The organism is Capnocytophaga sp. oral taxon 338 str. F0234, assembly GCF_000192225.1.
Classification (GTDB): domain Bacteria; phylum Bacteroidota; class Bacteroidia; order Flavobacteriales; family Flavobacteriaceae; genus Capnocytophaga.
Genome location: NZ_GL872413.1, coordinates 669,231 through 689,532 on the forward strand (window position 1 = coordinate 669,231; position 20,302 = coordinate 689,532).

Below are 20,302 nucleotides of genomic sequence, written 5' to 3' on the forward strand. Positions count from 1 at the left end.
CAGACACTTCAGTTTGGAATTTGTTTTTTTATGCCTAGAAGCAAAGGAGAAAAGTATCCGCTAATCTGCCTTCTTGAGCTTTAGCAAGGAGGCATTCAGCTCAAAGCCTAAAAGCAGAATGGTGGAGTTTAGCCAAATGTATAGTAAGAAGATGAGTAATGCCCCAATAGAGCCATAAAGCTGGTTATATTGAGCAAAATTTTCTATATAAATACCAAAGCCATAAGTGGTCAGAATAAAGAGCACTAAGGTAAGAAGGGAACCTGCCGAGAAGAAACGAATACCTCTCTCAGCAGAACCAAAATGGAACAGAATGGAGATAGAAAGATAAGTAACGAAAATAAAGAAAATCTTCTTCGCCAAAAGGAAGAGATATCTGTTGGCTTCTAAAGTCTCAAAGAACCCCATGCGGCTGATGTACTCAAAGGATAGCCATAGAATGACCGAGAAGAGAATCAAAAAAACCAGCAGCATCGCCACCCCCATGGAAATGAAATACTGCTTGACCACTCCTCGCGTATTATGTACATGATACGAGGTGTCAAAACCTCCAAATACAGCATTAATCCCATTGGTCGTAAGGAATATGGAAAGGACAAATACAGTGGAGAGAAGCCCTGCTCGCTTCTTACTAGCAATATCTAAGAAAATATCTTTGAAGAAGTCATGCGTCCCTGGAGGAAGTAGGTTATCTATAAAAACCCAAAAATCATCTTGGAAATCCGCAATGGGAATATAAGGAATAAGGTTCAGTACCACCAGCAGAAAAGGGAAAATAGCCACAAAAAAGCTATAGGAAATAGCACTGGCACGATAGGTGAGGGCGCCACGAATAATCCCAATGGTGTAGAGCTGTAGAAGATCATAAAGAGAAAATGCCCGCCCCTTCCCCAGAGGAACTCGCTTAAGAAAATAAACCAACTTGTTCACAATAGGGAGTTTATCTACCTCCTTCTCTTCTATGTCTTTATGCATATTTAACCTGCTTGCTCTTGTTTGCGTAGCTTCTTGGCAGCTCGCCTTTCCTTAAAGCGCTCTATAGCAGCCCCAAATACCCAGTATGGAACTACGTAAGTAAGTAAGAATATCATAAGCCAAAAACCCATAGTGGCAATCCCTAAGAAGGCTAAAAATCCTAAATATTCTTGAAATGAAAAATCTACTTGCATGTTATTATCTTTTGCTGTGGCAAAGATACAATCTTTTTTTGAAATACTTGTTTTTTAACTGAAAATATATCTTAAATAAATAATTTATAATCTTTCTAATTAATAAAAAATCAAGGACAAATAATTAAACTATAGAAAAAAACAATAATAGTTTATGGATATCTACAAAAAAGTACGTACTTTTGTAGCAAAATTTTTTAAAATGTCAAAGGGTGTTTTACTCGTCAATCTGGGTTCTCCTGATTCTACTTCAGAAGGTGATGTGCGGAAGTATTTGGGGGAGTTTCTTATGGATCCACGTGTGATTGATTTGCCTTACCTGAGCCGTGCGTTTCTGGTCAAAGGAATTATTTTGCGTACCCGTCCCAAGCGTTCTGCACAGGCTTATCGGAAAATATGGACGAAGGAGGGCTCTCCCTTGATTGTTCACACCCGTAACCTTACCGATAAGGTACAGGCACAGGTGGATATTCCCGTGCTTATGGCGATGCGTTATGGAAAGCCTTCCATTGCCTCAGCCATAGAAGCCCTTGATAGGCAACGAGTAACAGAATTATTACTGATTCCCCTATATCCGCAGTATGCCATGTCCACCATTGAGACTATTTCGGTGCTGGTTCATAGGATTTTGCGTAAAAAGTACCCGCATATTTCCCTCACGGAAGTACCTGCTTTTTATCATCGTCCTGAATATGTTAAGGTATTGGCAACCTCCATCAAGGAGTACTATAAGGAAGGAGAATACTTGCTTTTCTCTTATCATGGAGTACCTCAGAGGCATATCTATAAGTCCGATGTAACTAAGGAACATTGTCAGTTGAATGACATTTGCTGTAATACCCTCTCTCCTGCTCATCAGTACTGTTACCGCCACCAATGTCATGCCCTTTCCAAAGCGGTTGCCCAAGAACTGAACCTTACCTCCGATCACTATAGCACCTCTTTCCAATCGCGCTTGGGACGAGACCCTTGGCTTACTCCCTATACCGATGCTACCTTAGGGCAATTGGCAGAACAAGGAATCAAGCACCTGGCGATCGTTACCCCTGCCTTCGTAGCGGACTGTCTGGAGACCTTGGAAGAAATCGCCATCGAAGGCAAAGAACAATTCCTCTCTCATGGTGGAAATACTTATAACTACATTCCTTGCCTAAATGACCGCCAAGATTGGGTACATGTAATTGCACAATGGATAGAAAAATGGCAAAAATTTTAGCTTATTAACAAAGAATCACGAAATGTGTATAATTATTTTTGGAAGGGAAAATCTCCCCTTTTTTGTTAATAAAAAGCTTGTTATGTAATACATAATAAATTACTTATGTTAATTAAATATTAATTTCTATTTTCTCCGTTGTTGATAAGTCAGTTCATAATTGCTTTTTTAAGGGTAAGAATATAAAAAAGTTTGCTATTCATACAGAATTCATTACCTTTGTGCTCAGTTAAAACCTAATTAAAACTAAAAAATGAATATTGTAATGTTAAACCAAAACTAAGCAAATTATGAGACGATTTTTACACACTTTTGTAACCATGTTCTGCCTCTCATTTGTCTTTGTCGCCATTAGTTGTAATAAGGACAATAAAGACCCTGAGAGAAGAGATCCTCAACAGCTCTCCACCGTATCGGAAGGGACTGAGGCACCAGGACCCAATGCAGGAAATTATTATTTTAACAAAATCTCTCGTACACTCTACAGACGAGTATCGGGAAATCAGTGGGCACCTTTGGCTTCCTTACCTAACTATAAGGAAGGAGCAAAAGTATACACAGATAATAAAATGGCGAATAACGCTACTGGTAAGGACGGGGACTATTTCGTTCGTAGGTTATCCCTCACCAAAAACATCGTTTATAAAAAGAAAAATGGAGCATGGGTGGAGGATGAAGGAGATGAAATATACATCCCTGACCAAAACTTCAAAAATGCACTGCTTAACGGAACGAGTGGTATGCCTAAGGCAGATACCAATGGCAATGGAAAAATTAGCCGTGTAGAAGCCCAATCCGTAGAGGTAATCCGTGTACCAGGGAAGAATATTAGCTCACTAGATGGGATTGAGAACTTTACCAACCTTAAAGTATTGGAAGCAAGTAACAATAACCTTACCCATGTGAGTCTCAATAGCCTTACTTCCCTTACCAATATTGTCCTTATAGGAAACCAACTGAGGGATACCTTGAATCTCTCCGCTCTTTCCGCTCTTAAAGCAGGGACAGAAGTGCAGATAGTACGTGATGGGAATAATCCTAATATAAAACTGATTCGTGTCTCTACGCCTGCAAAGGCAGTAAGCCTTAACTTAGCTGAACATACTCAAAAGTATAGTGCTACCAATGAGACAGATAGAAATCTTGACCTTGATCCTATCCTAAAAGCTGCTATCTTGCGTAGTGCCAATGGTTCTATTGACCTTAATGGAGATGGGGAAATCTCTGTCCTTGAAGCAAAAATGTATCAAGGAGTTATCAAAGCGGAAGAATCAGGGATACAATCCTTCAAAGGCTTGGAATATTTTGAAAAAGTAACCACGGTACAGATAGAACCTTCTTCTGGACAAAATACCCTTAGCACAGGGAATGAAAAACTTTCCCTAAGAGGGCTCAGTGGACTTAAGAATTTGGTAATTGCCAATGCAACCTTGAAGGAAATAGAACTTAAAGACCTTCCCCAATTGGAAAAATTGAGTATTATCAATAACAACCTCAGAAGTATCTCCGTGGTAGGAACACCTAAGGTAACTGAGCTCGCTTTGGACAGGAATAACCTCTCTGAGGTAGGTACACTCTTTACCCAAATGACAAAGCTTACCAGTGTAAACCTTATGGGGAACCGCCTTACAGGAAATTTAGACCTTACCTCCTTAGTCGCTGACCTCTCCCGTTCAGAAATCGCCGGGCGATTCCAAATCGTAAGAAACTGTCCCGCTTGTGCACAACAGAATAATATAACTTCTATTAGAGTAAAATCTGCTGCGGAAGCAAATGCTTTAAATGCTGCTGAAGGTACAGGGGTTTATGAAGCAGGAGGCGGAGGAGGAAATAACTCGGAAGTAGTCATCCCTGACCAAAGACTCAAGAGTATTGTAATAGAAAAACTCAAGGGAATAGATAGAGGAACATATTTCAGCTATACCCCAGCGAGCAAGTTATATCAAACAGATGTAGATAAAATAGTGGACTTATTAACGGTAGATAATTTGGTAACAAACCTTGCAGGATTACAACGGTTTACCCAATTGAAGAAGTTAATTCTTAATCCAACTGGAGTTGCAGATATTAATATAACAGGGATGTTACATTTGGAGGAAATTAGTCTTGGAGGCTCCTTAGCTACTGTTTCAGGAAATGCAGTTAACCTTAAGAAAATTGAACTCCCTAACAATCATAATGTAAGAAAGCTGAACTTACTTGGCTTCCCTTATATAGAGCAAATATTGATTACAGAGGATAGTAATGATAAACTTCCTATAGAGTGTATAGCAGTACCGCCTTCCCAAGAGGCTGCTGTAAAAACAAGTCTTGCAAGGCATCCTCATCATCAAAGTAAAGTACGAACAACGGCTTGTAATTAGGTTTTTGACATTACATATTTCTGAAAGGCTCTCCCCTAAAGGGAGGGCTTTTCTTTTGAATTGGCGATATTCCCACGTAAGATTATTTTTTGGAGAACTGCCTATCACTTTCACTGCTTTTATCTTTCTGAAAATCAAATACTAATAAAACATTTTTACTTTTTTTCAGAAAATGATTGCGGGTTCTTTGGTATAATTTTTGTACCTTTGTACTCAAAATTAAAAATCTTATGGCTTATACTTTTACTATTGAGAACAGTAGCAAACAAGCATTAGCTATTGTTGAATATCTAAAAACACTTAGTTTTGTAAAATTTACAGAGACAAAAACCAAGGAAAAAGCCCCCTCTAAAGCGAAAGCAAAGTCTGGGCTTGCAAAGCCTGTCCCTGAGTTATTGGAGGAAGATAAAAACGGAGTTCCTCTTAAATACAAAGAAGAAATAATAGCTCTTTCCAAGAAAACAAAAAAAGCAGCAGCAAAGCGTTTTTATGAGAAAGTAACTGAAAAAGCTGCATTATGATAGTTATCATAGATACAAATATTTTTTATAGTGCCTTGGCGGCTCCTCTCGGTGAAATATCTAAAATACTAACTGAAAGTAAAAATATACAATTCTTAGTTCCTGATTATCTGTTAGAAGAAATAGAAGAACATTTACCAGACCTTGCAAAGATTACTAAGAAGACTCAAAGGCAGATAAAGAAAAATTTTTATAGTATATTGGAGAAATTTGTTATTCTTGCTTCTGAGAATATAACAAAAGAAAACCTATTAAAAGCAGAGAAAATCACAAAAAACATAGATGTAGATGATATTCCTTTCATTGCTTTTCATTTACAATATAAACATAAAATTTGGTCATTAGACAAAAAACTTATTTCAGGACTTACTGAAAAAGGCTATGGATATTTCTTTATCTCTACAGACGAAATAAGAAACTATCTCTACAAAAGGAAAAAATAACCTTCTGTGAGAGTAGATAGATTATTTTTTTGAGAATTTACTTTTAACCGCTGGTTGAATTGATAGTTAAAAGCTATTGGAAAAGGTAAAAGAAAGAAATTTTGTATCTCATGAAAATGATGCAAAGAGCTAAGGCTATATTATAAAAACAGATTAACTGTTAAAAATGAGGGAAAATTTTTAATATCTTATGGAATAATGGAGTCCCTTGATGAAGTTCAGATAACTGCGTGTAGATAATAGAAATGATCCTGAAAAATAAGATTACAAACAATTTCTTAAAATACGATTATGCAAGAAAACATAACATCTCATGACTTTGATGCCTTCTATGCAAAGCTAAAGTCAGAATTGGAACAAACTACCGTATTCCCAAGTGAATACTTATATAAGTTTATCCTCCCTGCCACCCAAGACAAACGGGAACAAATACAAGCCGTATTCAAGAATACAGCAGCCATTACTGAGGAAAAACCCTCTTCAAATGGTAAGTATATCAGTTATTCTATACGTCTTATGATGGATAGTCCCGACCAGGTAATCCATTATTATAAGGAAGCAGGAAAGATAGAAGGAATAATCTCTTTATAGAACGAAAAATGAAAAATGGTCTCATTTGCCTTTTACTTTTTACCTTTTTCTCCTTAAAGGCTCAAACATTGGAGGAGCTTTTTGCACAAGCAGGAAGTGCTTATAATAGGGAAGATTGGCAAACAGCAATAGATAATTATCAAAAAATACTCTCCCAAGGACAAGCTTCTGAGGCATTGTATTATAATCTGGCTAATGCACATTACAAAAAGGGAGATATAGCCCCTAGTATCTACTATTATGAGAAGGCTTTGCAGTTAGCCCCTGATAACCCACAAGTACAAGCTAACCTAAAATATGCACAACAAATGGCTTTGGACAAAATAGCGCCCTTACCTAAAATGTGGTCACAGCGCCTTGTGGAAACCCTAAGCCGATGGAATTCCCCTAATGGATGGGGTGTGTGGGCAGTGGTCAGTATGTGCTTATTTGTGATTTTTTTCCTTTGGTATTACTTCTCTCAAAAAGTATTGCTTAAGCGTATCTTCTTTACCCTAATGCTGGGCTTCCTATTCCTTTCTGTGGGAAGTTATTTTCTGGGAAATACGGTCAATCGCTATGTGCATAGGAACCTCTATGGAGTCCTTTTTGATAAAGAAGTGCGTTTCTTTGAAGAACCTAATACCTATAGCAAGGAGGCTTTTCTGCTTCATGAAGGAGCAAAGGTAGAAATATTGGATGAAGTAGGGGATTGGTATAAACTTAAGATTGCCGATGGACGTACCGGATGGGTAAAAAAACATACCCTTAAGACCCTTTAGAAAAAGAGGCTGACCGAAAAGGGTAGCCTCTTTTTAAGATTTACTTACATGTGTATGGCTCTTTTTGCAGTAGCGTCTAAGCAAGCCTCTTTCACCGCTTCACTATAAGTGGGGTGTGCGTGGCAGATACGGGCAATATCCTCAGCACTCGCACAGTATTCCATTGCCACTACCGATTGTGCAATAAGGTCGGAAGCTCGTGCTCCAAGAATGTGTACCCCAAGGATTTCATCCGTAGTAGCGTCGGCTAATACTTTTACAAAGCCATCCGTCTCTTGACTGGCACGGGCACGACCCAAAGCGCGCATAGGAAACTGACCTACTTTATAAGGGCGCCCTTCCGCTTGTAGCTGTTGTTCTGTTTTTCCTACAGCAGCTACTTCAGGAGTCGTATAAACAGCTCCAGGAATAAGGTTATAGTCTATATGAGGCTTCTCTCCTGCCAAGAGCTCAGCTACATATACCCCCTCTTCTTCTGCTTTGTGGGCAAGCATAGCCCCACGTACGACATCTCCTATGGCATAGATGTGAGAGACATTCGTTTGCAGATGTTCATTAACGGCTATTTGTCCACGCTCATTAAGTTGTACTCCAGCCTTCTCCAAGCCCAAACCTTCTGTATAAGGACGGCGACCGGTAGCCACTAAGCAGTAGTCCCCTTCAAGGACAATCTCCCCTTTAGGACTGTCGGCTTTCACCATGACCGTATCTCCCTTTCGGCTTACCTCTTTTACTTTACTATCTGTATAGAATTCAAAACCTTGTTTTTTAAGTACTTTACTTAATTCTTTTCCTATAGAGATATCCATAGTAGGAAGGATGCTGGGAGCATATTCCACTACAGAAACCTGAGCTCCTAAGCGTAAGTATACTTGTCCAAGTTCCAGTCCAATGACGCCCCCTCCAATAACTATCAGATGTTTAGGCACCTCATGAAGGCTTAAGGCTTCTGTGGAGGTGATAACTCGCTCTTTGTCAAGGGTAATAAAGGGTAAGGTAGAGGGCTTGGAACCAGTGGCAATGATAAAGTGAGTAGCTGAAAGTGTTTCATTCTCTGCTGCTTGTACCTGAATCTCACAAGGAGAGGTAAAAGAAGCTTTTCCGTGGAATACCTCTATATTGTTTTTCTTCATGAGAAAGTTAATCCCTTGAGTATTCTGATCCACTACGGCTTGCTTGCGTTCTACCATTTTGGCAAAATCCACCATAATGTTTCCATTAATTTCTATACCATGAGAGGAAGCATGCTTATGGGCATCTTCAAGCAAATGAGTGGAGTCCAATAAGGCTTTGGAGGGGATGCACCCTACATTGAGGCAAGTACCTCCCAGAGTATTATACTTCTCCACAATGGCTGTTTTCTTCCCAAGTTGTGCACAGCGGATAGCAGCTACATAACCGCCAGGACCTGCTCCTATAACAATCACATCGTAATTCTTCATTATTGTAATTTTAAAATATTTGTTCTACAGTAAGTAAGAGAGCCTTACTAAGTTGGGGATAGTTAGTAAGCACTCATTAAGCTACAAAGGTAGTGATTCTTTTTGAAAAGACCAAATAAAATACGTCCCTTTTTATAGAAGATTTTAGGAGTGTTTTTTGTAAAGTTGCAGTATCTTTGAGAATCATAGATGCCGACATCCAGGACGACTGAGTCCCTTGAAAGGGAACTACCACTACGTTGGTAGTACTAGAGGTTACTGCTCTTAGGGATTATTCTCTGAAGGTACTAAGGTAAAAATAGGAGATAAAGAGAACTCCTAATAAGGGGCAACTTATTAGGAGTGTAAGGGTGGCATATGGGGTTCGAACCCATGACCTTCGGAACCACAATCCGACGCTCTAACCAGCTGAGCTAAAACCACCATTTATTTTCGGGTGCAAAAGTAATACTTTTTTTCTAAACAGAAAAATTTTTAACCCTAAAAAAATATAATATTAATGATTTCACCTGCCAACCTTTAGTGCTTAGTATATCCATTTTGAAGCAGTCCGCCACTAAGGCACGGCAGCAAGGAGTGCTATACAAGGATAATGGCTTGGGAAACGACAAATTATTAATAACCCTACAAAGATACGATTTTTATAAAGAAAAAATCAAATAATTTTACTTAAATTTTTTTACTTTTTATTTTTATACCCTCTTTTTTATTAACTTTCTAAAACATAACAAATTGTATCTCTACAGGAGGCTATACTAATCATTAATCATTATAAATTGCCTTATTGACAAATAATTAATCATTAATCCCTAACCATTAATCATTAATTTTGTATCTTTGCTCCTTAAAATTTCAAAGAATGAAAGCAGGTATTGTAGGGCTTCCCAATGTGGGAAAATCAACCTTATTTAATTGTCTATCAAATGCTAAAGCACAGAGTGCTAATTTCCCTTTTTGTACTATAGAACCTAACTTAGGGGTGGTAAATGTGCCAGATGCACGACTTGAAAAGCTTGAAGAATTAGTTTCTCCTGAACGGGTACAGCCCGCTACGGTGGAGATTGTGGATATAGCGGGCTTAGTTAAAGGAGCAAGCGAGGGAGAGGGACTTGGGAATCAATTTCTTGGAAATATCCGTGAGTGTCATGCTATTATTCATGTACTACGTTGTTTTGATAATGATAATATTGTCCATGTGGAGGGGAGTGTCAATCCTATCCGTGATAAGGAAACCATTGATATGGAACTCCAACTCAAGGATTTGGAAACAGTAGAGAAGCGTCTGGAAAAAGTCACTCGCGCGGCTAAGGCAGGAGATAAGTTGGCTCAGAAGGAACTTAACCTACTTACTCGTTATAGAGAAGCTCTTTTGCAAGGTATTTCCGTACGCACGCTTCCTCTTACAGAAGAAGAGGCCGAGCTAAGCCGAAGTTACCAGTTGCTTACAGCTAAGCCTGTCCTATATGTTTGCAATGTAGAGGAGGCTTCTGCAGTGAAAGGAAATCAATATGTAGAACAGGTCAGGCAAGTTGTTAAAGGAGAAAATGCGGAGGTCATTGTCCTTGCTGTAGCCACTGAAGCCGATATAGCAGAGCTTGAAACTTATGAAGAACGTCAAATGTTTCTACAGGATATGGGACTCTCAGAACCAGGAGCCTCTGTGCTTATCCGTGCTGCATATAAGCTCCTAAATCTGCAGACTTACTTTACTGCGGGCGTTAAAGAGGTACGTGCCTGGACAATCCCTATAGGAGCTACTGCACCCGAGGCGGCTGGGGTCATTCATACCGACTTTGAAAGAGGCTTTATTCGCGCAGAGGTAATTGCCTATCAGGACTTTATTACTTATGGAAGTGAGAGCAAAGTTAAGGAAGCCGGAAAAATGCGTGTAGAAGGTAAGGAATATATAGTTAAGGACGGTGATATCATGCACTTCCGTTTTAACGTATAAAATGAAGATTGATGGGTGAAAAAATTCATTTTTCACTTTTCACTTATGAGACTCTCCAAACTGTGTGCACTCGCTGGCTATACTATTCATTTTTCACTTTTCATTTTTCACTTTTCATTTTTCACTATTCACTTATGAGACTCTCCAAACTGTGGGCACTCGCTGGCTATACTTTTCATTTTTCACTTTTCATTTTTCACTTTTCATTTTATTTTGTACATTTGCCCCCGAATTATTTATAAATATAACAGTGAAATTATCAAAAGAAGCTAAAACAGCCATTATCATCCTTTTAGGTGTGGCGAGTTTTATTTTTGGATATAACTTTCTTAAATCCACCCCTCTATTTAGTACGGATAGGAATTATCATGCTGTATTTACCCACTCAGGAGGCTTACAAACAGGCACTAATGTAACGGTAAATGGAGTCTCAGTAGGTGCTGTTAAGGATATTAAGATAGATCCACGAACCGCTAAGATTGTTGTTAGTTTTTCCTGCAAGAAGGATTTTACTTTCTCCAAAAATAGCAAAGCTGAAATATATAGCAGTTTGCTCGGAAATACAGGACTACAAATTCTCCCTGCCCTTGATGGTGCAACCCCAGCTCAGCCTGGAGATACCATACCCTCCAGTATACAAGCAAGCCTTATGGATGCTATAGGGGCTAACCTGGAACCTACAGCGAAAAACCTTAATAAGGTGCTTAATTCTGTGGATTCTCTCATGATTACCTTCTCTCATACTCTGGATGCTAAAGCACAAAAAGATATTAAGGAAAGCCTTGCTAACCTGAATGTTACTCTGCAGAATATGAATAAGGCTTCAGTAAGTCTTAATAATATACTAGCTTCCTCTGGGGTGCCTTTACAAAAATCACTAACCAATGTGCATACCATCTCGGAGAATTTTGTCCATCTGAGTGACTCTCTCTCTAAAATACAGGTAGGAAAGCTGGTGGCTCATCTGGAAGGAACACTCTCTGAGGTTAATGGTCTGTTACAACAAATAGAAAAGGGCAATGGTACAATTAGCAAGCTCCTGAATGACCCTAAATTGTATAATAACTTGCAAACGGCTACTTCTGAATTAGGGTTGCTTATGGAGGATATTCGTCTAAATCCTAAGCGCTATGTGCATATTTCTGTCTTTGGAAAGAAGAATCAAGCCTATGAAACCCCTCAAACAGTGGAACCTTCTATCTCTGAACGTGCTGAGAAGAATCAAAAGTGAGAAATTCAAAATGAGCCATGAATCACAATTGGCATAATTATTAACCATTGATAGCTTCTATAGTATTTATCCTATTAGCTTCGGCAAGTATCAGTTTCTTTGTAAGAAACATGCGTAGGCTTCGCCGTAATATTCGCTTAGGAACAGTAACAGATACTACTGACCATAAGCGTGAGCGGCTTATGCGTATGCTTCGCTTAGCTTTAGGACAAGGGAAAATGGGGGTACGCCCAATAGCGGGAGTACTTCATCTCTTCGTATATATAGGTTTTGTGGTAATTAATCTGGAGATGTTGGAGATTGTAATAGATGGTATTTTTTCCACGCATCGTATATTTAGCTTTTTGGGTGCCTTCTATAATATACTAATTGCCACTTTTGAAATCTTAGCCTTATGGGTCATTATAGGGGTTACCGTATTCTATATCCGAAGGAATCTCCTTTCTATTTCTCGTTTTCATAAGCGGGAACTTTTAGGAGCACCTCGCCGAGATGCTAATAGAATCCTCTGTGCCGAAATGGTAATGATGCTCCTCTTTTTGGGGATGAATGCTTGTGATTCACTTTTGCAACTCAGAGGGATAACTCCTTATGTTAAGGCAGGCGCTTTTCCTGTAAGTCAGTGGGTAGCGATGCTTTTTTCCTCCCTTTCCACTCCCACGCTTATAGTTATGGAGCGTAGTGCATGGTGGTTACATATTATAGGGGTATTTGCCTTTCTTAACTACCTTTACTATTCCAAGCACTTGCATATTCTTTTAGCATTCCCTTATACTTACTATGCCCCTATAAAGCCTAAAGGGGCTTTGGATAACCTTTCTACCGTAACTAAGGAAGTCCAGCTGATGCTGGGTACTATAGAAGAGACCTCACAGGAGGAGGAAGCTACGCCTACTTTTGGCGCTTCGGATGTTTTCCACCTAAGTCGTGTGCAGCTTCTTAGTGCGTATGCCTGTACCGAATGCGGACGTTGTACGGATGAATGCCCTGCTAACCAAACAGGCAAGCTTCTCTCTCCCCGAAAAATTGTTATGGATACTCGGCGTAGAGTGCAACAGGTGGGTGAGAATATAGAAACTAATAAGGGTACCTTTGTCCCTGACGGAAAGCAACTCTTAGGAGATTATATTACTCCAGAGGAACTCTGGGCATGTACTACCTGTGCCGCTTGTGTGGAGGCTTGCCCTATGGAGATAAGCCCCCTTTCTATCCTTGTGGATTTGCGCCGATATATAGTCATGGAACAATCGGCTGCTCCTGCCTCCCTCAATAAGATGATGACCCAGATGGAAAATACCTCCTCTCCTTGGGGCTATAACCCTACTGAAAGAGAAAAAGTATGGAAGGAGTAAGGATAGAAAAATAGAAGGTATTTCTGCAAAACTTTTTACCTTTTTCTTTTATCTTTCCTCTTTTTTTACTACTTTTGCCCAGAATCCCAAATTACTTGTCTTATGACAATCATACAATTTCAATATATTTTGGCGGTAGCTCAATATAAAAATTTTAGTATAGCAGCCGAGAAATGTTTTGTAACTCAGCCTACGCTGAGTATGCAGGTGCAACGCTTAGAGGAAGAATTAGATGTACTTATCTTTGATCGTGCCAAAAAGCCTATTCGAATAACCGAAGTAGGAGAGAAGATACTAAGACAAGCCGAGAGTATTGTGAATGAATCCGAACGAATTAAGAGCATTATCGCTCAGCATAAGGGATTTATCGGAGGAAAATTCCACTTGGGGATTATCCCTACAATAGCACCAACCCTGCTACCTATGTTTCTTAATAACTTTATTAAAAAATATCCCAAGGTGGAACTCAAGGTGGAGGAAATGACCACGCGAGAGTGTATCCGTGAACTTAATGAAGGAAGTTTGGACGTGGCTATTGTAGCGACTCCTTTAGGAGAGAAGAACCTTATAGAACGCTTCCTGTATGATGAACCTTTTGTAGCCTATATCCCTAATGAAAAGTATCATTTACAGGAAAATCAGAAAATTGAAGTTTCTGACCTTAATATAAAAGAAATGCTTATGCTTCAGGATGGACACTGTTTTAGGGAAAGTGTTTTAAATATTTGTCAGGAGAACGGCTCTTTGAATAGGTTTAGGAATAATATGATTGAGATAAAAAGTGGTAGTTTTGAGACGCTTATAAGGTTAGCCAATGAAGGAATGGGAATGACCTTACTTCCCTATCTGCATACTTTAGACCTTAATGAGGGAGAAAAGAAAAACTTACATTACTTCAAAGAACCTTCCCCAGCCCGAGAAATAAGCCTCCTTTATCATAGGAATGAGTTGAAGATAAATATTATAGATGCTCTTTATAATGTGATTGCAGGCGTGATAAGGGGTGCCATTACCTTTGAAAACCTCAATATCATTGACCCAATACTTAAAAGAAAAGGTAAAAAGTAAAAGGCAAATGAGACCATTTCTCATTATTCATTTTTCGTTTTTCACTTTATAGATTCGCTCACGCGACTTTTCAAGTTCCAAGTATTCGCTTGACTATATTTTTCACTATTCATTTTTCGTTTTTTACTTATTCTGGGGTGGACACTTCTCAATCCTTTTTTTCTTGACATAGCTACAAAAAAGTTGTACCTTTGCACTGCCTTTAGGACAAAGTAAAAATCCCTCATTACTTATTACTCACTGTTTATTTTTCACTATTCACTATTCACTAAATAGAGTTGTCTTACAATTCCATCAGCGAGTCCTACTTTAGGGACAAGGATATGATGTATCTTTGCCCATTTCATAGCTTTGATATATATTTGTAGAGCAAGAGGAATAACATCGGCACGGTCAGGATTCATTTCCAACTCTCGGATACGTTCCTCATAAGAGAGTGCACTTACTTGAGTGAGAAATTCCTCTAAGAAATGTAAGGTGAGAGGGCTATCTTTCTTCTTTCCTGAAGTTTTAAATATTTTATTAATATTTCCACCTGAACCTATAGCCTCTATTTCCTTAAGTCCTTTAGTATAGGTCTGGATCCATTCTTTTACTTTATCCCATAGCTTATCGTCTGCTTTTCCTTTGAGCAAGCGTACTCCTCCGATAGGGAAGGACTTGGCAGCGCGTATAGTTCCTTGAGTATATACAGTGAATTCCGTACTTCCTCCTCCCACATCTATATATAAGTAATTCTTGTCTCCTTCTATAAGGGTGTGTAAGTCAGTATTAGCAATGATAGCAGCTTCCTCAGCGCCATCAATAATCTCAATAGGGATACCAGTTCTCAGGGCGATTTGCTGAGTAATTTCCTTTCCGTTGGTTGCTTCCCTCATAGCAGAGGTGGCACAAGCACGGTATTTTTCTACTCCTTGTACCCTCATCAGTAGGCGATAGGCTTCTATTGTATCACTTAGGCGGGCAGCATTCTCTGAGCTTATTTTACCTTGTTCAAATACATCCGCACCCAAGCGAATAGGCACCCTCACAAGGCTCCCCTTCGAGAAGAGAGGTACCTTCCCTTCTTCTTCTAAAACGTTAGCGATAAGTAGGCGTACCCCATTGGAACCAATGTCAATACCTGCAAATTTTCGTATATTCATGACGTTCTATTATGCTGCAAAGCTACAATAATTAACTTAAAAAAACAAAAATAAAATCCTCCTGTAGAATTACAGAAGGATTTTGAAAAAATTAAGTAGAATGAAAAAGAAATTTATAACAATTTGACAACGTCCTTAGCAAAATAGGAGGCAATAAGATCGGCTCCTGCGCGCTTAATAGCGTAGATTTGCTCAAGCATGATGGCATCGTGGTCTAACCATCCTTTTTGAGCAGCGGCTTTTATCATTGCATATTCTCCAGATACCTGATATACGGCTACAGGGATATTCACTGCATTCTTTACCTCACGCACTACATCCAGATATACAATGCCCGGTTTTACCATGACCATATCTGCCCCTTCTTCCACATCCATGGCTACCTCTTTGAGAGCTTCCAAGCGATTGGCAAAATCCATTTGATATGTTTTCTTGTCCTTAGGAATCTCTTTCAAATCCACAGGGGCACTATCCAAAGCATCACGGAAGGGACCATAGAGAGCAGAGGCATATTTAGCAGAATAAGCCATAATTCCTGCGTTTTGATAGTTATATTTGTCAAGGAAGAGGCGAATTTGTTCTATGCGCCCATCCATCATATCACTGGGAGCTACCCAGTCCGCCCCGGCTCTTATATGAGAAAGACTCATCTGAGCAAGTACAGCTACTGTACTATCATTCTCTACAATCCCATTCTTGATGATTCCATCATGCCCATACTGAGAATAGGGGTCAAGGGCTACATCGGTCATTACCAACATATCAGGAGTAGCTTCCTTAACGGTTTTGATGGCTCGTTGCATGAGCCCATCCGGATTCAGAGCTTCAGTACCTTGATTGTCCTTAAGGTTATCGGGAACTTTTACAAAAAGTAATACAGACTTGATCCCTAAGCTCCAGAGTTCTTTTACTTCTTTGGATAGGATATCCAAACTGTATCGGTAATAGTCTGGCATGGAGGGAATCTCTTCCTTCACGCCCTTTCCTTCTACGATAAAGAGGGGAACGATAAAATCATTAGGGGTTACAGTAGTTTCCCTTACAAGGGAGCGAATCGTTTCATTAACACGGAGTCTGCGGTTTCTTCTTAATATATTCATCTTCTTTAATTATTAATTAAAAGTGAATAACTATGGTGTTTTTACAGTTCTTTTTTTCTTGTGCAAAGGTACGTTTTTTTTGTTAAAAATGAAATTATATTTACTGGATTTTGTACTTTTGCCCTTAAAAAATAGTTTATGCGATTTTATATGCTCTGTATAGGATTTCTTTTGAATATGATAGCTTATGCACAAAAGGATTCTTTGGAGGTAGATACAAAATATTTAGAAGATCAGTTCAATATGGGGATTACCTATAATTGGCTTGTTTCCAAACCTTCGGATATGAAACAACATAGCTTCTCTCGGGGACTCTTTGGAGGATATCAGCGAGATATTCCCTTGAATAAGGCTCGGAACATAGGATTGGCGGCAGGGATAGACTATACTTATAGCCTTTCTTATATTAATTTGCAAGCACAACGCATAGGAGAACAAGTAGTGTATGATATTATATCTATCAAAGATAAGGGAGTAGATGATTGTTACTATGAACAACATTCAGTAGGGTTCCCCATAGAATTCCGTTGGCGTACTTCTACCCCTTATTCTCATAAGTTCTGGAGGGTATATACAGGAATCAAGCCTTCGTATGTATTTGCTTCACGCTATAAGCTAAAAAGTGATACAGATTCTTATAGTTTTTCTGACCCTAACCTCAAGGGATATATGGACTGGAAATTATATATAGCAGTAGGGCATAATACATGGAATGTATATATTCAGTATGCACTTCGTCCTCTATTTAAGGGAGAGAAAACTCAAAATGGACAGAATATACAAAGTAGTGTGCTAAATATTGGACTTATTTTTTATATTTTGTGATTTTTCTTTGTTATTCCAAATAAAACATTTACTTTTGCGCCATAAATTTAATAAATTTGATTATGGGATTTTTAAAAGAATTCAAAGAATTTGCTGTAAAAGGCAATGTGATTGATTTGGCAATAGGGGTGATCATTGGGGGTGCTTTCGGAGCCATTGTTTCTTCTTTAGTTGCCGATGTGATTACACCACTGCTACTTACTCCAGCTTTCAAGGCTACAGGTGCTGAAAACTTGCAAGGACTTGTTTGGAAAGGAGTAGCGTATGGAAAATTCTTAGCTGCCGTGATTAATTTCTTGTGTGTAGCTTTCGTATTGTTTATGTTGGTCAAAGGAATTAATAGGTTCAAGAAGAAAGAAGAGTCAGCCCCAGAGGCTCCAGCAGGACCTACCCAAGAGGAGCTTTTGACAGAAATCAGAGATCTACTGAAAAAATAGTTCTTTATTAGTAAAATACGTAAGAATTGCCCTTCGTTGAGAAGGGCTATTTTTATTATAAATATTTTAGGTAGGTTTGGAAAAATAGCACTACCTTTGCAGTGAACAAAAGAGTTTTATTTCTTCAATAGATTAGGTATTACAATATAGTATAAATAACCCTAATATTATAAGAAGATAACTACAGAGGGTGATATTCTAGAAAAACTATTAAATAAAATAAATGCAAAAAGTAGTTGTACTTACGGGTGCGGGAATTAGTGCCGAGAGTGGTATTAGTACTTTCCGTGATTCAGGAGGACTTTGGGAAGGTTATGATGTTAATGAGGTGGCTACTCCTGAAGGCTTCGCTGCGAATCCTACCTTAGTGTTGGATTTTTACAATGGGCTTCGCCGCCAGCTCAGGCAGGCGGTTCCTAATGAGGCTCATCGCCTATTGGCGCAATTAGAAAAACGATATCATGTAGTGATTATTACACAAAATGTGGATGACTTGCACGAGCGTGCAGGAAGTCATAACATTATTCACCTACATGGAGAACTACTTAAAAGTCGGGGAGTGGATGACCCTAACACCACTTTCCCTTGCCCAGGAGATATTCATCTGGGAGATAAAAGCCCCTCAGGAGCACAACTTCGCCCTCATATAGTATGGTTTGGCGAAGAAGTCCCCATGTTGGAAAAGGCTATTGCTGAGGTATATACAGCAGATATACTAATGATTATAGGTACATCCCTACAGGTATATCCTGCAGCAGGTCTTATGGATTATGTTAAGGAAGGAACTCCTATTTTCTATATAGACCCACATCCTTCCCTCCATAGTAAGGGAGATCTTACTGTAATAGCCCAAAAAGCCTCCACAGGGGTAGCAAAGGCAATTGAACTAATTAGGACTCCTTAAAGCATTTTACAGCTTCTACAAAAGCACGGGCATTTTCAACGGGGACATTAGGGAGAATACCATGTCCAAGATTGGCTATATAGTGATCCTTACCAAAGGCTTGTATCATCCGGTGCGTTTTTTGACGTATTTGTTCAGGGGAAGCCAAGAGCCATGCAGGGTCAAGATTCCCTTGGAGTACCTTTTTGCCACCGGTGAGCCTGCGGGCTATCTGTGGATTACAAGTCCAATCCACGCCAAGAGCGGAAGCACAGCTCTTGCTCATCTGCTCAAGAGCAAACCAACAACCTTTAGCAAAAATAATGGTGGGAGTAGGGGAGAGTGCCTCTAAAATCTGTAGAGTATATTGCCAGGAAAAATCCTGATAATCCTCAGGGGAAAGTACTCCTCCCCAACTATCAAAAAGTTGTAAAGCATCGGCACCGGCTTTTACTTTTTCTTTGAGATAGAGAATAGTAGTATTTGTAATCTTCTGTAATAAAGAATGTGCCAACTTAGGATTAGAAAAGCAAAAGGATTTGGCTATGTCAAAAGTTTTAGACCCTTTTCCCTCTACAATATAGCAGAATATAGTCCAAGGAGCTCCTGCAAAACCTATTAAGGGAACCTCATCCATGAGTCGTTCTTTGGTAAGGTGAATGCCTTGCAGAACATATCCTAATGAATGAGAAATGTCAGGGATTTGTACCTTCTCTATATCCTTAGCCGAGCGAATAGGAGAGGGGAGAAAGGGACCTACCTGTTCTTTCATTTCTATTTCTATGCCCATTGCTTGAGGGACTACTAGAATATCACTGAAAAGTATAGCGGCATCTACCCCTACGATTTCCACAGGTTGGGTGGTAATCTCAGCTACCAATTCGGGAGTACGGCATCGGGTGAAAAAGTCATACTTATCACGCAAAGCCCTAAATTGGGGTAAATAACGCCCCGCCTGACGCATCATCCATACAGGAGGTCGCTCAGTAATTTCGCCTTTTAAGGCTCTTAAAAAAAGGTCATTTTTTATCATTCTTAGTTTTTTTAAATATATTAATACAACATTCCTGAACACTCTCAATGGTAGGAGTCTTAGCAAGATAACTATTTATCTCCTTTGGGAGTGCTTTTTGTGTAGTGCTCCCTATACAGAAAATGTGCTCATCCCTAAAGTGATTTACTTGCAAGAAACTCTCCACTGCTGAGGGACTGAAAAAGAGAATGCCATCAAAAAGTTTTTCTACTTTTATGGGAGTGAGTAGGGTACGGTAAGTAAGGATCTCTTGAAACTTTATCTTATTCTTTTTCATTATATTAGGAAGCGTATCCAGGCGCCTGTCTCCACAGAAGAGAGTAAAGGAGGCTTCTTGGTATTGATCTATTAAATAAGAACCTAATTCATGAGCATATTCAAAAGAAGCGATAACATTCCAATGATTATTCTTTAAGAGTTTCTTTGTTTTTTCTCCTACACAGAAGGCTTTTTTTGAGGAAATAATCTTATAAATAGGATTTTCTATTAAGGAGAGAAAAGCATTTTGGCTAGTGAAAAGGTAGAAATCAGAGGGCTGAAAAGGAGGAATATCCCTCTGAGGGATTATTTCTATGAAACTCATTGCCTCCACTGAGAATCCTGCTTGAGAAAAAAGCTGTATCTGGTAAGGGGATAATTGTTTGGTAGAGAGCAAATGAACCATATAGTTTTTGAGGGCAAAAATAATAAATATTTATGAATTGTACGGAAGAGTTCATGCTTATTTAACAGTTTAAAGGTTGAAAAAATATTATTTATCAACAACATTTA

The 20,302-nt window shown here is 39.0% G+C and carries 20 protein-coding genes and 1 tRNA gene; 13 read left to right on the top strand and 8 right to left on the bottom strand.

Going from position 1 to position 20,302, the window contains the following annotated elements:
- Positions 1-60: 60 nt before the first annotated feature.
- Both HMPREF9071_RS03130 and HMPREF9071_RS03135 read right to left on the bottom strand, forming a co-directional pair.
- Positions 61-975 (bottom strand): YihY/virulence factor BrkB family protein, encoded by a 915-nt coding sequence (locus tag HMPREF9071_RS03130; RefSeq protein WP_009745111.1) that lies wholly within the window; start codon positions 973-975, stop codon positions 61-63.
- 2 nt (positions 976-977) lie between these two features.
- Complete coding sequence (locus tag HMPREF9071_RS03135; protein ID WP_009745112.1) at positions 978-1,169, bottom strand: hypothetical protein; 192 nt, start codon at positions 1,167-1,169, stop codon at positions 978-980.
- A 154-nt stretch (positions 1,170-1,323) separates the two neighbouring features.
- Here HMPREF9071_RS03135 and hemH point away from each other — a divergent pair, with 154 nt between their 5' ends.
- From hemH to HMPREF9071_RS03165, 6 genes are all read left to right on the top strand, one after another.
- A complete protein-coding gene (gene hemH, locus HMPREF9071_RS03140) occupies positions 1,324-2,385 on the top strand; it encodes a ferrochelatase (protein ID WP_009745113.1) in 1,062 nt (353 codons plus the stop codon).
- A 290-nt stretch (positions 2,386-2,675) separates the two neighbouring features.
- Positions 2,676-4,748, top strand: coding sequence for a leucine-rich repeat domain-containing protein (locus tag HMPREF9071_RS03145; protein ID WP_117601728.1), 2,073 nt, complete (start codon positions 2,676-2,678; stop codon positions 4,746-4,748).
- A gap of 230 nt (positions 4,749-4,978) precedes the next feature.
- Positions 4,979-5,269 carry a hypothetical protein gene (locus HMPREF9071_RS03150; RefSeq protein WP_009745116.1) on the top strand — a complete coding sequence of 97 codons (291 nt, stop codon included), beginning with the start codon at positions 4,979-4,981 and terminating at the stop codon, positions 5,267-5,269.
- Positions 5,266-5,712: a PIN domain-containing protein gene (locus tag HMPREF9071_RS03155; RefSeq protein ID WP_009745117.1), complete on the top strand. Its 447-nt coding sequence runs from the start codon at positions 5,266-5,268 to the stop codon at positions 5,710-5,712. The genes HMPREF9071_RS03150 and HMPREF9071_RS03155 overlap by 4 nt, the downstream gene beginning before the upstream one ends.
- 291 nt (positions 5,713-6,003) lie before the next feature.
- Positions 6,004-6,303 carry a DUF493 family protein gene (locus HMPREF9071_RS03160; RefSeq protein WP_009745119.1) on the top strand — a complete coding sequence of 100 codons (300 nt, stop codon included), beginning with the start codon at positions 6,004-6,006 and terminating at the stop codon, positions 6,301-6,303.
- Positions 6,304-6,311: 8 nt separating this feature from the next.
- On the top strand, positions 6,312-7,064 hold the full coding sequence (locus HMPREF9071_RS03165; protein WP_009745120.1) for an SH3 domain-containing protein: 753 nt from the start codon (positions 6,312-6,314) through the stop codon (positions 7,062-7,064).
- 44 nt (positions 7,065-7,108) lie between these two features.
- On the opposite strand, the gene lpdA is transcribed toward HMPREF9071_RS03165, so the two are convergent.
- A complete protein-coding gene (lpdA, locus tag HMPREF9071_RS03170) occupies positions 7,109-8,506 on the bottom strand; it encodes a dihydrolipoyl dehydrogenase (protein WP_009745121.1) in 1,398 nt (465 codons plus the stop codon).
- A gap of 348 nt (positions 8,507-8,854) precedes the next feature.
- Positions 8,855-8,930 (bottom strand) — tRNA-His (locus HMPREF9071_RS03175).
- Between the two features lie 435 nt (positions 8,931-9,365).
- On the opposite strand from HMPREF9071_RS03175, the gene ychF reads away from it, so the two are divergent.
- The 4 genes from ychF (at position 9,366) to HMPREF9071_RS03195 (ending at position 14,108) form a co-directional block, all read left to right on the top strand.
- Positions 9,366-10,457, top strand: coding sequence for a redox-regulated ATPase YchF (gene ychF, locus HMPREF9071_RS03180; protein WP_009745123.1), 1,092 nt, complete (start codon positions 9,366-9,368; stop codon positions 10,455-10,457).
- Between the two features lie 250 nt (positions 10,458-10,707).
- A complete protein-coding gene (locus tag HMPREF9071_RS03185) occupies positions 10,708-11,688 on the top strand; it encodes an MlaD family protein (protein ID WP_009745125.1) in 981 nt (326 codons plus the stop codon).
- A 110-nt stretch (positions 11,689-11,798) separates the two neighbouring features.
- The gene (locus HMPREF9071_RS03190; RefSeq protein ID WP_050784928.1) at positions 11,799-13,040 is read left to right on the top strand and encodes a (Fe-S)-binding protein; all 1,242 of its coding nucleotides are present in this window, start codon (positions 11,799-11,801) and stop codon (positions 13,038-13,040) included.
- Between the two features lie 102 nt (positions 13,041-13,142).
- Complete coding sequence (locus HMPREF9071_RS03195; protein ID WP_009745127.1) at positions 13,143-14,108, top strand: hydrogen peroxide-inducible genes activator; 966 nt, start codon at positions 13,143-13,145, stop codon at positions 14,106-14,108.
- Positions 14,109-14,362: 254 nt separating this feature from the next.
- On the opposite strand, the gene HMPREF9071_RS03200 is transcribed toward HMPREF9071_RS03195, so the two are convergent.
- Together HMPREF9071_RS03200 and hemB are read right to left on the bottom strand one after the other, a co-directional pair.
- A complete protein-coding gene (locus HMPREF9071_RS03200) occupies positions 14,363-15,253 on the bottom strand; it encodes a Ppx/GppA phosphatase family protein (RefSeq protein WP_009745129.1) in 891 nt (296 codons plus the stop codon).
- A 113-nt stretch (positions 15,254-15,366) separates the two neighbouring features.
- On the bottom strand, positions 15,367-16,353 hold the full coding sequence (gene hemB, locus HMPREF9071_RS03205) for a porphobilinogen synthase (RefSeq protein WP_009745130.1): 987 nt from the start codon (positions 16,351-16,353) through the stop codon (positions 15,367-15,369).
- Positions 16,354-16,491: 138 nt separating this feature from the next.
- Between hemB and HMPREF9071_RS03210 the strand changes: the two genes are divergently transcribed.
- The 3 genes from HMPREF9071_RS03210 (at position 16,492) to HMPREF9071_RS03220 (ending at position 18,519) form a co-directional block, all read left to right on the top strand.
- Positions 16,492-17,178, top strand: coding sequence for an outer membrane beta-barrel protein (locus HMPREF9071_RS03210; RefSeq protein ID WP_009745131.1), 687 nt, complete (start codon positions 16,492-16,494; stop codon positions 17,176-17,178).
- 62 nt (positions 17,179-17,240) lie between these two features.
- The gene (gene mscL, locus HMPREF9071_RS03215; protein ID WP_009745132.1) at positions 17,241-17,615 is read left to right on the top strand and encodes a large conductance mechanosensitive channel protein MscL; all 375 of its coding nucleotides are present in this window, start codon (positions 17,241-17,243) and stop codon (positions 17,613-17,615) included.
- 223 nt (positions 17,616-17,838) lie between these two features.
- On the top strand, positions 17,839-18,519 hold the full coding sequence (locus tag HMPREF9071_RS03220) for an NAD-dependent deacylase (RefSeq protein ID WP_009745133.1): 681 nt from the start codon (positions 17,839-17,841) through the stop codon (positions 18,517-18,519).
- Here HMPREF9071_RS03220 and hemE read toward each other — a convergent pair.
- Positions 18,506-19,531, bottom strand: a complete 1,026-nt coding sequence (gene hemE, locus HMPREF9071_RS03225; protein ID WP_009745134.1) for a uroporphyrinogen decarboxylase — start codon at positions 19,529-19,531, stop codon at positions 18,506-18,508. The genes HMPREF9071_RS03220 and hemE overlap by 14 nt on opposite strands.
- Positions 19,518-20,195, bottom strand: coding sequence for a uroporphyrinogen-III synthase (locus tag HMPREF9071_RS03230; RefSeq protein ID WP_009745135.1), 678 nt, complete (start codon positions 20,193-20,195; stop codon positions 19,518-19,520). Before HMPREF9071_RS03230 ends, hemE begins: the two co-directional genes overlap by 14 nt.
- Between the last annotated feature and the right edge of the window lie 107 nt (positions 20,196-20,302).

Excerpts from the sequence above, each read along its gene's own strand:
- HMPREF9071_RS03130 (WP_009745111.1), bottom strand. The coding sequence starts at position 975 with ATGCATAAAGACATAGAAGAGAAGGAGGTAGATAAACTCCCTATTGTG.
- HMPREF9071_RS03150 (WP_009745116.1), top strand. The coding sequence starts at position 4,979 with ATGGCTTATACTTTTACTATTGAGAACAGTAGCAAACAAGCATTAGCT.
- HMPREF9071_RS03220 (WP_009745133.1), top strand. The coding sequence starts at position 17,839 with ATGCAAAAAGTAGTTGTACTTACGGGTGCGGGAATTAGTGCCGAGAGT.
- HMPREF9071_RS03155 (WP_009745117.1), top strand. The coding sequence starts at position 5,266 with ATGATAGTTATCATAGATACAAATATTTTTTATAGTGCCTTGGCGGCT.
- HMPREF9071_RS03210 (WP_009745131.1), top strand. The coding sequence starts at position 16,492 with ATGCGATTTTATATGCTCTGTATAGGATTTCTTTTGAATATGATAGCT.
- mscL (WP_009745132.1), top strand. The coding sequence starts at position 17,241 with ATGGGATTTTTAAAAGAATTCAAAGAATTTGCTGTAAAAGGCAATGTG.
- HMPREF9071_RS03190 (WP_050784928.1), top strand. The coding sequence starts at position 11,799 with ATGCGTAGGCTTCGCCGTAATATTCGCTTAGGAACAGTAACAGATACT.
- HMPREF9071_RS03160 (WP_009745119.1), top strand. The coding sequence starts at position 6,004 with ATGCAAGAAAACATAACATCTCATGACTTTGATGCCTTCTATGCAAAG.
- lpdA (WP_009745121.1), bottom strand. The coding sequence starts at position 8,506 with ATGAAGAATTACGATGTGATTGTTATAGGAGCAGGTCCTGGCGGTTAT.
- hemE (WP_009745134.1), bottom strand. The coding sequence starts at position 19,531 with ATGATAAAAAATGACCTTTTTTTAAGAGCCTTAAAAGGCGAAATTACT.
- hemB (WP_009745130.1), bottom strand. The coding sequence starts at position 16,353 with ATGAATATATTAAGAAGAAACCGCAGACTCCGTGTTAATGAAACGATT.
- HMPREF9071_RS03165 (WP_009745120.1), top strand. The coding sequence starts at position 6,312 with ATGAAAAATGGTCTCATTTGCCTTTTACTTTTTACCTTTTTCTCCTTA.
- ychF (WP_009745123.1), top strand. The coding sequence starts at position 9,366 with ATGAAAGCAGGTATTGTAGGGCTTCCCAATGTGGGAAAATCAACCTTA.
- HMPREF9071_RS03135 (WP_009745112.1), bottom strand. The coding sequence starts at position 1,169 with ATGCAAGTAGATTTTTCATTTCAAGAATATTTAGGATTTTTAGCCTTC.
- HMPREF9071_RS03200 (WP_009745129.1), bottom strand. The coding sequence starts at position 15,253 with ATGAATATACGAAAATTTGCAGGTATTGACATTGGTTCCAATGGGGTA.
- HMPREF9071_RS03230 (WP_009745135.1), bottom strand. The coding sequence starts at position 20,195 with ATGGTTCATTTGCTCTCTACCAAACAATTATCCCCTTACCAGATACAG.
- hemH (WP_009745113.1), top strand. The coding sequence starts at position 1,324 with ATGGATATCTACAAAAAAGTACGTACTTTTGTAGCAAAATTTTTTAAA.
- HMPREF9071_RS03195 (WP_009745127.1), top strand. The coding sequence starts at position 13,143 with ATGACAATCATACAATTTCAATATATTTTGGCGGTAGCTCAATATAAA.
- HMPREF9071_RS03145 (WP_117601728.1), top strand. The coding sequence starts at position 2,676 with ATGAGACGATTTTTACACACTTTTGTAACCATGTTCTGCCTCTCATTT.